Origin of the sequence: Psychrobacter glaciei (assembly GCF_014652895.1) — a bacterium.
GTDB classification, from domain to species: Bacteria; Pseudomonadota; Gammaproteobacteria; order Pseudomonadales; family Moraxellaceae; genus Psychrobacter; species Psychrobacter glaciei.
Genome location: NZ_BMZR01000001.1, coordinates 618,686 through 631,881 on the forward strand (window position 1 = coordinate 618,686; position 13,196 = coordinate 631,881).

A 13,196-nucleotide genomic window follows, 5' to 3' on the forward strand; every position below is an offset into this window, starting at 1 on the left:
TTTGCTTGTTAACAAACCTTATCCATGAGTCAGCAACGTGCGATACATTGATGGACGACGATCACGGAAAACGCCCCATTGCTGACGTTCGATAGCCAGTTGATCTAAGTCAAAAGTCGTACTAAGTATCTCTTCTTTATCTTTAGATGCTTCTTGGATGATCTCACCGCGACCATCCGTGATAAACGAGCTACCGTAGAACGCCATGACGCTATCGTTTCCGTTTTGAGTAATCGTCTCAGTGCCAATACGATTGGCTGCTACGACTGGCATGAGGTTAGCGGCAGCATGACCTTGCATACAGCGCTGCCAATGACCTTTTGAGTCGATGTCCAATGTTGGCTCATCACCAATCGCAGTCGGATAAAACAGTATTTCTGCACCCATCAATGCCATGCTACGAGCGCATTCAGGGAACCATTGATCCCAGCAAATACCGACACCGATTTTGGCATACTTGGTTTGCCAAACCTTGAATCCTGTGTCACCGGGGGTAAAGTAAAATTTTTCGGCATAAGGAATGCCATCTGGTATATGCGTTTTACGATAAGTGCCAAGTATCTCGCCATCGGCATCAATCACGGTCACGCTATTAAAAAAGGTATTGCCTGATTTTTCATAAAAGCTAATCGGTAATACCACTTGCAGCTCTTTAGCCAACTGTTTGAAGTGATTGATGGCCGCATTATCCTCAACTGAGGTTGCCAGCTTAAAGTAATCAAAGTCATGAACTTGGCAGAAGTAGGGCGTCTCAAACAACTCTTGTAGCAAGATGATATTGGCACCCGCTTTGGCGGCTTTGGTGACCAACTCAGTTGCAGTGGCAATATTTTGTTGTATATCCCAACCACATGCCATTTGAGTCGTAGCAACGGTAACATTTCGCATGATCTAAATCCTTATCGTATTTATTAGTGAGTACCATATAAAAGGCTTGTTTTGACTGACTAACGAACCATCTCTCACTGCCCGCTAATCAATGATTAAAATAATAGCGTTAAGTTTGGCTTAAGCCATCATATAACCCAAGCCTAAGAAGGTGACGACGGATAAGCCCGCACCGAGCATGGCATAGGGGAACTGGGTAAAAGCGTGCTGCATGGGGGAGCAGCCAGCCCCTTGCGCGGCAAGTAGCGATGAATCACTAAAGAAACAAGCATGACTACCAAATGAAGAAGCAGATAACAATGCGCCAATCATAAGTGGGGTGCTAACGCCTAGAGCGAGCGATATTGGAAAGACAATGGGCATAGCAAGGACATATAAACCCCAGCTTGATGACGTCGCAAAAGTTAAGAAAGCCATGACGGCAAAGATGACGGCAGGGAAAATAATAATCGTCATATAAGGCGTGATAGCCTCAATCACATATGAGGTCATACCAAGCTCATCATTAATGGCTTTTAAGAAAAAACCACCAATGACGGTTGAGAGTGGATAGAGCATGACTTTAAAGCCTTTAAAAATGGCTTCAACTTGCGTCTCAAAACTTAAAATGCCTTGCATCCAATAGACAACGACGGTCACAAAACAGGTCAGTAATGCACCGCGTAATAGATCGACTTCAAAGTAGACCGTAGAGACAATTAACAAAATCATTGGGAAAGCAAAGTTTGCGATATTGGCTTTGAACGATAGCTTACGTTTGGCTTGGACGTTTGAGATCAGTTGCTCTTCGACAAAGGCTTCCGGAACAGGATTACCCGCTTTGGCGCGTGCCTCGGCTTTTTTCATCGGACCCCAGTCACCCAAAATGCCATACGCGACCAAGAATACAATCAAAAGTGCAAACCAAGCATACGCCATATAAGGAATCGCGCTGATATAAAGCCCAATACCTTCACCATCGCCAGCCACACCGTTTTCTTCTAAAAGGCCTGCAAAGTAGACTGCCCAAGTAGAAATAGGCACGATAATACACATCGGTGCGGCGGTTGAATCGACGATATAAGCAAGCTTCTCACGAGAGACGTTATAGACATCAGTGAGTTTTTTGACGGAGGTAGATACTGCTAGACAGTTCAAATAGTCATCGATAAAAACCACGACGCCCAAAGCAAAGGTGGCCAATAATGACTGACGGCGCGACTTAATGATTTTTTGTAGCCATTCACTAAAGCCATCTAGACACCCACTAATTTCAAGCAGTTGAATAAGACCACCCATCAGACCACAGACGAGAACAATCCAAATAATGGTCTCATTACCCAGCACCATCGACATGTTGTCTGCAAAAGGGGAGACCAAATCAAAAGGATTGAGCATCACGAGGCCAGCGACACAGCCTGCGATCATGGATTCAAATGGTCGCCTAGAGACAATGGCAGTGACTAATACTAGTAATGTTGGTAGTAAAGATAATGCACCCCAAGATTGGTCTGGGGCACGGCTGGTAGATAGCCAAGCAAAAGCCAGATAGATGACGACGGCTACTATGACGGTGAGAAATACTCGCTTATTATGATACTGTCTTTCGACAGCATCATTGAGCTTCATGTTCATATTTACGCTCCCTGTAAAACCTCATTGTTTTTTTAAACAAGCTCTATTCTATGGTTGACGCGCGACAGACAGTAGGACAGTAGCGAACCAACTTTCTATCGCGCCCCATCACAGCAATCCGTTGCTATGATAGGTTAATGTAACGACAGCTTTAAAAATAAAAACACTTTGTTCAATGTTTATTATTCAAGGCTTTCATGCGTTTACATGCCAGTGGTATCTTTTAGCGCATACCACCATGAGCCCATAACCGAGTAAGGGACTCGCAGCGCTCGACCACCTGGGAACGGAATCCAAGGAATTTGTGCAAAAGCATCGAACTCTTTGGTTTTACCATTGATGGCATCAGCCAAGATTTGCCCAAATAAGTGCGAACCTGTCACGCCATGACCACTATAACCATGGGCGAAATATACTCGCTCATGTAGTTTGCCCATTTGTGGTACGCGAGAAAAAGACAAAGCAAAGTTCCCACTCCACGCATAGTCGATTTTGACATCACGTAGCTCTGGGAATATCTTATTCATATTTGGTCTGATTTTAGCTGTGATGTCAGCGGGGTCTTGACCACCGTAGACTGTACCACCGCCAAATAACATGCGCTTGTCTGCTGAGAGACGATAGTAATCAAGAATATAGCGAACATCTTCGACACAAACATCGGTTGGCAGTAACTGGTCTGCTAAATCACCCAGCGGCTCGGTGGCGATAATTTGAGTCGATACGGGCATAACACGGTCAGTCAGTTTAGGGATAACTTTATTGAGATAGGCATTGCCGCACAGCACCGCTTGCTTACAAGTTACGGTGCCAAACTCGGTGATGACTTTGATAGCATCGTCAGCATACTCAATATCCACCACTAAGGTGTTCTCATAAATCGTGCCGCCATTTTGTTCGATAGCTGCTGCTTCACCCAATGCAAGGTTTAGTGGATGAAAGTGTCCACCAGAGTGATCGATGACGCCGCCTACATAAGCATCTGATTTTATATGCTTTTGAATGCCATTTTTGTCTAGCATTTCTCGGTCATGCATACCGTGGCTTTCCCACAGTGCATGCGTTTCTTGTAAATCTTTTAGCTGACCATTATTCAATGCTGCAAAGATATTTTTTTCTTTGAGATCGCAGCTGATATCGTAGTCGCGGACAAAACGGCGAATGATTTTGCCACCACGGGTCACGAGCTGACCGACGAAATCTGCATTTTCTTGCCCGTAAGATTTTTTGATCTTTTGCAGGCTAGCATTTAGACCGTTGACGATTTGCCCGCCATTGCGACCTGATGCGCCCCAACCAATCTGCGCACCTTCAAGGACAACGACTTCGTGGTCGGTTTCAATGAGATGCAGAGCAGTTGATAGGCCACTGTAGCCGCCACCCACCACACAGATTTCTACTTGAATGTCATTTTTTAGCGTCGGTCTATCCGGCTTTGGATTACGACTGGCCGCATAATAGCTATCAGGGTATTGCCCTTTGTCTGAATAATGCGGGATATTGCGTGTGTTATTAGACGGCTTGCTGGTAGTCGGTGTAGCGTTGCTATTTGACATATTAAACATCCTGTAAATAGGTGAGGTATTCAAGGTTGGTCACTTGCTGAGCAAAGCGTTTGGCTTCTTGCTTTTTGACCGCGATCAACAGCTCAATCATCTCGCTTGGGAACAGGGAATCAATGATATCACTGCTTTCAAACTGACGGATGGCTGAGAGCCAGTCTAGTGGCAAGGTCTTAAGTTCTGCTGCATTGTAAGTAATGCTATTAATGGGCTCAGGCGCTTCCAGCTTGTTTTCGATGCCATACAACATGCCTGCCAGTACCGCGCTACAGACCAAATAAGGATTGGCATCGGCTCCGGATACGCGGTGCTCGATACGGCGCGCTTTTGAGTCACCACCAGGGATACGCACGGCTGCGGTGCGGTTTTCATAACCCCACGACACATTGTTTGGCGCTAGCGTACCGGGTGTAAAGCGGCGATAAGAATTCACATGTGGGGCAAATAATAGAGTGCAATCTGACATGGTCTTTAGCAGACCAGCGACCGCGTGACGCAACATATCTGAGCCTTCCTCTGATCCATCATCGAAGACGTTGTTGCCATCTTTGTCTAATAAGCTGCAATGCACATGAAAGCCATTACCAGACTGTAGACCAAAAGGTTTTGCCATAAAGGTAGCGGTGAGCTTGTGACGAGCTGCCACGGCTTTGACCACTTGTTTAAATAAAATCGCATCGTCAGCGGCTTTTAATGGGTCGTCCACATGTAATAAATTGATTTCAAATTGACCACAACCATTTTCGGCCAGTGCTGCATCAGCAGGAATATCGAGTTTATTACATTGCTCATAGACTTCATCTAAGAATTCATCAAATTGCAGTAAGTCATTGATACTTAAAATAGAAGTTTTATTCAGTCTTAATCCACTTTTGGGGCGAATGGGAGGCTTAGGTGTCTCTCCCTCGGTATAGTCAACCAAATAAAACTCTAGCTCGGTTGCCATCACTGGCGTCAGTCCCAATGCTTTGAATTTTTTGCTGATATAGTCCAAAACATGGCGGGCATCACCGTAATAAGGCTCATTGTCTTCGGTATACAGCCAAATGGGTAGCAGCGATGAAGGTGCACTGGTATTGAGAAGCGGATAGGCAGCACGGCCAGTTGGACGGGCAATGGCATCGATATCGCCATTACATTGGGAAGACTCGATAACATCCGCGCCCCATATATCGACACCCAAGATTGACAGAGGTAATCGGATTGCCCCGTTTTCTGCTTTTTCCATTTGATCAAAAGGGATGCGCTTACCACGAAGCAAGCCATTGATATCACCTGCTGCAACATAGACGTATTCTGTGTTGTGTGCAGATTTGACCATTCCATTGGTTGTCATCATGTCTATTCTTCCTATGAATTTTTAGAATTGCTGGGTTTGTTGCTGCTACATCTTTGCTATTAGGTCTGAATGCACTGTTAGTGACATTTATAACGAATACTTAATAAATAAGCGTTTGATAAATGGTCAACTGAATATGATGCGTTTTCACCAAAGCCGACATTTTTTATCAATGGTATTAGCCACTTAGAGATAATTTTTTTAATAGTATTATTAAAACTAAAAGTTAATCTCTGTTTAGCAATATCGGTAATGACTTCCAATATATGGATGAAAACTATAGTTGTCAATTTTTATTTAAAATTATCTTAAAATAACCCAAAAAGGCATTTTTAGTACTAATATCGATATTAATGAAGTTTATAGTTTACATTTTGTGAGTCATTATGTTAAATTTTAGCTAAATAAGGGATATAAATAATATGGATGGATTAAGTCTATTCATTATAACTAAGGAAGATAATATGAAAAATTCCAGACCTATTATTGCTATTGTGTCCTGTCATAAGATGGTTGATGGACAGCCAGCACAGGCGGTATATCAAAAATACATCGATGCAGTAAACTTCTACGGTGGCAATCCCATACTGCTGCCGAACACAGCTGCCGATAGCGAAAACTTTGATGCGTTGCTCGCAATGGTAGACGGGATTTTATTGACGGGCAGTTACAGCAATGTCGCGCCAACTCGTTATGGCGCGACGCACGTCGAGGCAAAACAAGACTTAGGCCGTGATGAGCTGAGTTTCAAATTGTTGGCTTATGCAGATGAAAGAAACATGCCTCTGTTGGCAGTTTGCCGAGGTTTACAAGAGATGAACGTTCATTTTAATGGCACGCTGCATCCTGACTGGCGTGAAGTCGATGGGTTTTATGAGCCGCATTTAGAGGACAATACTCAGCCACTTGAAGTGCAGTATCAGCCAGTTCATTACGTGATTATTCAACCAAATGGCAGGCTTGCCGCCTTTGGTGAAAAATGGCACGTTAACTCGCTACATAAACAAGCAATCAATAAAGTAGGCGCGCGTTTATTGGTTGAGGCATCAGCGCCTGATGGCTTGGTTGAAGCGATCAGCTTATTGCAACATCCATTTATGATTGGTGTACAATGGCATCCTGAGTTAAATTATGTGCAAGATAACTTGTCCAAATTTCTATTCACGGAATTTATTCACCATGCCAGAGAACCACAAACTGAATAGCACGACTAAAAGTAAGGCAGAAACTGCCGTCACTGATATTGATAATATTGAGAGCGATGTTAATAGTGTCGATGACAAAGATATAGTTGATATCGAGATAGATGATATCGATGATGAACTGATGGATGCTGACACGGCGTCATCTTCTGAAACAGATGAGTCGTTGAAGGAAGACATTGGCAAAAAGATTAACCAGCTGCGTCTAGCGAAAGGTTACTCGCAACGTAAATTGGCCAAAATGTCTGGATTGACGAACACGTCTATTAGCTCTATTGAACGCAATAAGGTCAGTCCAGCGGTCAATACTCTAAAGGCTATCTTGACAGTACTAGGTTCTGATCTGACCACGTTTTTTAGCGACGAGTGGAAGGAGCCTAGGGCTAGAGTCATTGTGACGCCAAAGGATTTATTAGAGCTCAATGAACCCAATAGCAGAGTGTCGTTAAAACAAGTATATAACTGCAGTACGACAAGAAACCTAGGGTTTTTGATTGAGACCTATCAACCCAATAGCTCAACCGAAGAAAAAATTGCTCACGAAGGGGAGGAGATTGGTACGGTTATCGAAGGTAAGATTATTATCCGTATCGAAGAAAGTACTTATTTGTTAAATCAGGGCGACAGCTACGTGATTGATACCACTCAGCCGCATACCTTTATCAATCCCACCGATAGCGTGACCCGCATTGTCAGCGCACATACACCAACGACGTATTAAACCCATGCTATATACTTTATTGGTTTTGATAAGGCTACTTCTATTTTTGAAGTGGCCTTTTTTAATTAAAATGTACTGTCAAAAAGAGCATGTCCATTTTTACATGTATTGAATGATACATGGCGTCTATGGCTCTTGATGGTCTTCGGCTATCTCTGCTGTATCCACTATTTTAGACGCTTCTTTGCTCAGTTTGACTGTTGCATTTTTATTGACGGGTTCGACGTTTTTGACGGCGACACTAAGAATAGGCTTAGCAGGTTTTTTGAGACTTTTTTTGATTCGTCGTACCGCTATGGCATCGGCTTTCGCTTGTTCTTCTGCAAGTGCATCATCATACAGACCTTGATATACCGCCAGCGTTTCTTCGATCATCTCGCGCATGGTAAATTTGTTGGTCATCTCTGGACGCGTTACGCTTTCTAGCTGGTTCCTAACGGCTTTGCATAGGGCATTGGCATTGTATTTTTTTACCAAGCCTTGCGGGTAGAGCGGCTGTAGAATTTCACTAAATGCTGCCTGATCCCAGCCAATAACGGGCGTGCCTAGGTGGATGGCTTGTAGGGCATTAATACCAATAGATTCAGGCTCATTTGCAAGCGCCATGACGATGTTGGCCGCCGATAGCCATTCCCGCATATCATTACGCTTACTACCCACATAAGTAATGCGCTCAGCCAGCTCCAACGTATTGCTACGTTGGCGAAAATCTTCATGCGCGACATCACCATCTCTAAAATCATCGTCCATAATGATGGCATGAATATTAGGAAACTGTTCCTGCAGATTACCCAATATATCAATGAGCCATTCTTGACCGTATTCATTACCAATCACTGTCGGAAACACCAGCCACTTTTTATGCTCAAGCTCAGGATATTCAGCGAAAGTGTGCCGTAGCCAATAGACAGATGGATTGTGCCGATAAGGATAGCGACGGGTGTCAATACCGCGGTAAATGCGCTTAATGATCGTAGGATCGACATCTTCGCGGCGCAGTCCCTTTTTTAGATAGTTGGTGACACTATCAGACACCGTAATAATCGTGTCGACATCGAGCAACGCTTGTGAGTATTTATTAATAGGGTAAAAACCATACATGGTCGAGACCAACTTTGGCAAACGCCTGACTCGTGCGCGGCGCAGTGCCAAATGTAATATCCATGCCGGTGTACGCGAATGTACATGAATCACATCAGGCTCGTACTTTTCAATCAGATGTCGAAGCGATGAGACTTGCAGCAACGACAGCCAAGATTTTTTATTCATGTGTAGCTGATGGTATATATTGCCATCACGTTTGAGACGCCTAACCAAATCATTGTCTTCATCAGCACTTGAGACAATGATAGACGTGTGCTCATTTTTGACCAATGCACGCCCAAGATGAAAAATGCCGCGCTCGGATTCATCATGCTTCAAAGACGACAGTAAGCGCATAACTTTCATAATAGCGTGGGTCACCGGTTAGTAATATCAATTTGCTATTGTCAGTTAAAAGCGCTAAAAACTCAACCATCAAGATAAAAAGATGATGACAGACAGCTGGTTTTTAAAATATATAAGTATAAATGCTGGGATTAGAAGCCTATAGGAGCCGTTAGCGTCGTTTTTGCAGGTGCTCAGCATTGGGTAGTACTTGCTTTTCACTCAAGTATTTCCAATAGCGCTGCGGTAGATACTGTTTATGCAACTTAGGATTTTTGCGCTCTTTGATATTGACGTTGGTAAAGTAACCTTGCCAAAATTTTTGATAGCGCTGCTCGTCAGGACTATGGATGCTGGCAGGATTGCGTAATACCGCGTCATCAAGGTCAGTGATCGTTTGTAGGGCAGCGGGGCGTTTGGGCGTACTATTACTTTTATCATAATAGATGCCATAGTTACGAGTCAGATCGTAAATAGCCCAATGCTGGTCTTGATAACGCTGACGAAAATGCTCTCCGATGAGGGGCAACACATTAAAGTCAGGCTCAACGCGGGCAAAATAAATATCATCGGTCGTATGCTCAAAACGCACAAACGCTTCCATGCGATGCTTCTCACGACCGACAGATTTGACCGTTTGTACTAACTCTAAGACACTCAGGTTACCGAGGTCTTCCATAATATGGCGGCTAGGATAGTCAATGGCGTATTTAATCACCTGAAACAATATCGTACCGATATTGTCTTTTTCTGATAAAAATCCCCACAGAATATTTCGCATACCTGAACGCCCCAATAGCTTATGTAGCTTGGTTAATACGCGTTCAGCATGGTCTTCATCTGTAGCAACACTGCTCGCTTCAGAGATCAATGAGGGCACATAAGAATCTTGAGCAATTAACTGTAGGGATTCATCTTCTTGTAACCGATTGGCATAGACATAAAAAACGGCACTGAGCCAACCCTCAAAACTTGGCTCATAAAGCACAATACTTGGCGTTAAGTGACCGACAATATAGTCAGGGCTTTGCATCAGTTGTGACATTTATGTTCCTATTTAAAATAGTGGCAATCAAAACCGTACTTATTAAAACAGCGCCAACTGACCACTGCGTTGATCTTTATACTTAGTTTGCGTTTGTGCCAGTACATATTGACGGAAGTTATCACGGGTTAAATGGGCGAGGTGTTCATTTTTACCGGTGGTGGCAATAAAGTATTTGGCACGGTTGACCGCCGCGCCCATCTTTTTTAAATGATATAGCGTCAACTGATTAAACTTGCGTGCTTTCACTATCTTTTTAGCCGTTTTGGTACCAATACCTGGGATGCGCACAATCATCTCATAAGTCGCGGTTTGAATATTAACCGGAAAATGCTCACGATGGCGGATTGCCCAAGCCAATTTTGGATCGCAATCTAAATCCAAAAATGGTGAGTCTTGTTCGACGATTTCATGCGCGCCAAAACCATAGAAACGCATCAGCCAGTCGGCCTGATAAAGACGATTCTCTCGCACCATCGGTACTGGCGTTCCAATCGCTGGCAAGCGACTGTCAGATAACATCGGCACATAGCCGGAATAGTAAACACGCTTGAGATCATATTGCTTATAAAAATGACTCGATAGCTGAATCACCTGCAAATCGGTTTCATTACTCGCACCAACAATCATTTGACTGGTTTGACCTGCTGGCACAAACTTCGGTGCTTTTTTATGCGTTTTACGGCTCTCACGGATGGTAATGATTTCTTCTTTTACCGTTTCCATTGGTGCTTTTAATTCATCATGTGACTTCTCTGGGGCGAGTAAAGCTAAGCCCGATTTAGTCGGAATTTCGATATTAACGCTTAAGCGATCGGCATAAAGCCCTGCTTCTAACAACAGCTCTTTTGACGCGCCTGGAATGGTTTTTAGGTGAATATAGCCATTGAATCGCTCGCGCGTACGCAATATCTTGGCAACCTCGACCAAGCGCTCCATCGTATAATCACCACTTTTAAAAATACCCGAGCTGAGAAAAAGCCCTTCGATATAGTTACGACGATAAAATTGCATGGTTAAATCAACGACTTCCTCAACACTAAAGGCAGCACGTGGGGTGTCATTGCTTTTGCGCGAGGTGCAATAAGCGCAGTCGTAAATACAATGATTGGTTAAGAGGATTTTTAACAAGCTGACGCAGCGCCCATCTTCGGTATAGCTGTGGCAAATACCCGTTGCTGAGGCATCACCAAGACCACCGCCTTGGTTTTTGCGCGTACCAGCGGAGGATGAGCAAGAGACATCATACTTAGCAGCGTCCGCTAAAATATTAAGCTTGCCTTGTAGTCGTTCATAATTGATGGTGGCCATAAGCGATATTTACCAATTCATTTATAGGTTGTTATTTTAACAAATTGGTTTGCAAGTCACTGTAATTATTAGAGAATTTGGCAAACAATGCGACAGATAGTGTCGTACTGTGAATATATAAGATGGTAAACATTGGCTTCGCATTTATTCAGAAGCTAAGCTTTGTAGCTTCATCCATAAGCCACTTTTCCAGTAGCCATTCTAACCTTGAGTCTATAAACTCGTAAAAATAATATTTTAAAGAAAATCCTATGCTTAAAAAATTTAAAGAAAAATCAGCATCTCAAAAGTTTGATACGTTTCTAAATGTCTCGTTTGTATCTTTCTTCATTGTACTCAATTTTTTGGAATGGCAAGGTAGAGGTTTTCCGCAAGAGTCGGAGCTGCAATATACTGAGGGTCTCGTCACTGATACGGGATTTAGTATAGCCTTACAATCTATCGAAAATCCCAAGAAAGTAACGCTTTATGGCTGTAGCTATAATGTATTTGGGTTTATTAACTCTGGGTCATGTATGGGTCCTACATACCTTGAACCTAGGCTTGGTAAGTACGCAAGAGTTGGTTGGTACCATCAGCCCAATTTTTTAGGCGCATCGAATAAGTTACCGCAATTAGTAAGTTTAGACATTGAGGGAGCAGAGGAGGATCTTCAGATAACTTATAAAGACACCAAAAGTTTGATTTTCGATCAAAACATGATAGGAGTGCTTACTACTTCAATCTTCGGTTTTGGTTTTATTTTGTTTATGACAAAACTTAATAATCTAATCAATCGCCCTATTCTATATAAAGAAAAATGATATTTTCTAAAAGCTCAGCTATTTCTGCCACTGCATCAAGCAGTTACATCTTAAGCTTAAAATAGTGTTTTACCATATCCATGAGCAAGCCGCTGGCACAAAAAAAGGTCTTGTAGACTAGATGACTAGTCCACAAGACCTTTTATAAAATTTAGAATTTATTAAGTTCTATTACTGTATTTACTGAACCTTCGCACGTATAACGACAGTCTGGGCTGCATTAGAACCAAGGTTGACCAAGTTCCATTTTAGTCCAGAGTAGTTTTCTTTGATAACGACAGTATTGCCCACTTGTTGAATGGTTTGATAGCTATCGCCACCCGTTGTCGCAAGCGTTGGTAGAGGGCTGTTTAATGACACCAGCTGCACACCATTTGGTAATGACACCATCGCATTGATTTCATTGACTGGCTGCGCGGTGGTGTTGGTATAAGTAGTGTGGTATTCGATGACGTCACCGGGGGCGATATGATTGGCAGGCACGGCCATTTCACGACCGTCTTCATTCTTTAGTATCTTCATGACTTTGGTTTGTGCATTAACGACATCGGGTGTACTAAACGTTGGTGTCAGCTGCAAAGTGTCTAAAGTAGTCGTCGTTATTTGATTGCTTACTGGTTGATTGGTGATGACTGTCGTCGCTGGTGCATTAAGAACAGGCAACTGAGTAGCAGTTGCAACAGGTAATACTTGGGTCACGGTACTGATGGGCGTAGTGATAACGTCGACATTGGAGACGGTATTGGTCGCTCGATTGGTCACAGGTACGCTAGTGACGGTTGTGCTGCCCTGAGTAATGACCGTATTGTTTATACCATTATTAACACCTTGGCGAACCACATAGCGTGGTACAGTCGTTACTTGAGTCACCGCATAAGGCATGCCATCCTGCATGGTGATACCGTTCGGTGTCGCAGTGATAGTGGCTGTTTTGCCATCAGAGTATTGCTCGACCACAGTGGTGCTACCGCCAGCAGATGCGTTAATAGTCAATTCAGGTGCGGCATGCGCTGAAGATGCAGCAAGTACTATACCTGCTAATAGTGCCGATACAGTAGGGGTTATTGCTGTTGGTGTATAAGATTTCATGGTCATAATAGACTCCTCAAAAATAACAGTAAGTATAGTCACTTCACTATAAAAGTATGACTGCGTTAACCTCGCTTGAAGCATTAAATATACCTCGACACTCGGCTGCCTTGTACTACTTTTAAATTGAATCAACTACAGACAACAATAAATCACATCTAAATAAAAAACCCCCGTTAAATGACACCATAAAG

General features: G+C 43.2%; 11 protein-coding genes. 3 read left to right on the forward strand and 8 right to left on the reverse strand.

What is annotated here, in order from left to right; translation table 11 throughout:
* Window positions 1-18 precede the first annotated feature (18 nt).
* The 4 genes from aguB to IE130_RS02630 all read right to left on the reverse strand — a co-directional run bounded on the left by aguB (window position 19) and on the right by IE130_RS02630 (window position 5,403).
* On the reverse strand, window positions 19-888 hold the full coding sequence (gene aguB / locus IE130_RS02615; RefSeq protein ID WP_189581271.1) for an N-carbamoylputrescine amidase: 870 nt from the start codon (window positions 886-888) through the stop codon (window positions 19-21).
* Window positions 889-1,008: 120 nt separating this feature from the next.
* Complete coding sequence (locus IE130_RS02620; RefSeq protein ID WP_189581273.1) at window positions 1,009-2,502, reverse strand: Na+/H+ antiporter NhaC family protein; 1,494 nt, start codon at window positions 2,500-2,502, stop codon at window positions 1,009-1,011.
* Between the two features lie 203 nt (window positions 2,503-2,705).
* The gene (locus IE130_RS02625) at window positions 2,706-4,058 is read right to left on the reverse strand and encodes an NAD(P)/FAD-dependent oxidoreductase (protein WP_227676109.1); all 1,353 of its coding nucleotides are present in this window, start codon (window positions 4,056-4,058) and stop codon (window positions 2,706-2,708) included.
* 1 nt (window position 4,059) lies between these two features.
* A complete protein-coding gene (locus tag IE130_RS02630; RefSeq protein WP_189581276.1) occupies window positions 4,060-5,403 on the reverse strand; it encodes a glutamine synthetase family protein in 1,344 nt (447 codons plus the stop codon).
* Between the two features lie 464 nt (window positions 5,404-5,867).
* Here IE130_RS02630 and IE130_RS02635 point away from each other — a divergent pair, with 464 nt between their 5' ends.
* A complete protein-coding gene (locus IE130_RS02635; protein WP_189581279.1) occupies window positions 5,868-6,608 on the forward strand; it encodes a gamma-glutamyl-gamma-aminobutyrate hydrolase family protein in 741 nt (246 codons plus the stop codon).
* Window positions 6,583-7,326 (forward strand): cupin domain-containing protein, encoded by a 744-nt coding sequence (locus IE130_RS02640; protein ID WP_189581282.1) that lies wholly within the window; start codon window positions 6,583-6,585, stop codon window positions 7,324-7,326. Before IE130_RS02635 ends, IE130_RS02640 begins: the two co-directional genes overlap by 26 nt.
* Before the next feature lie 126 nt (window positions 7,327-7,452).
* Here the strand turns inward: IE130_RS02640 and IE130_RS02645 are convergent, their stop codons facing one another.
* The 3 genes from IE130_RS02645 to IE130_RS02655 form a co-directional block, all read right to left on the reverse strand.
* Window positions 7,453-8,775, reverse strand: coding sequence for a glycosyltransferase (locus IE130_RS02645; RefSeq protein WP_227676110.1), 1,323 nt, complete (start codon window positions 8,773-8,775; stop codon window positions 7,453-7,455).
* Between the two features lie 151 nt (window positions 8,776-8,926).
* Complete coding sequence (locus IE130_RS02650; protein WP_189581285.1) at window positions 8,927-9,799, reverse strand: TIGR03915 family putative DNA repair protein; 873 nt, start codon at window positions 9,797-9,799, stop codon at window positions 8,927-8,929.
* A gap of 42 nt (window positions 9,800-9,841) precedes the next feature.
* On the reverse strand, window positions 9,842-11,110 hold the full coding sequence (locus IE130_RS02655; RefSeq protein ID WP_189581288.1) for a putative DNA modification/repair radical SAM protein: 1,269 nt from the start codon (window positions 11,108-11,110) through the stop codon (window positions 9,842-9,844).
* A 251-nt stretch (window positions 11,111-11,361) separates the two neighbouring features.
* On the opposite strand from IE130_RS02655, the gene IE130_RS02660 reads away from it, so the two are divergent.
* Entirely contained in the window at window positions 11,362-11,913 is a 552-nt protein-coding gene (locus IE130_RS02660; protein WP_010198672.1) for a hypothetical protein, read from the forward strand.
* A 180-nt stretch (window positions 11,914-12,093) separates the two neighbouring features.
* Here IE130_RS02660 and IE130_RS02665 read toward each other — a convergent pair whose 3' ends face one another.
* Window positions 12,094-13,008 (reverse strand): hypothetical protein, encoded by a 915-nt coding sequence (locus IE130_RS02665; protein ID WP_189581291.1) that lies wholly within the window; start codon window positions 13,006-13,008, stop codon window positions 12,094-12,096.
* Between the last annotated feature and the right edge of the window lie 188 nt (window positions 13,009-13,196).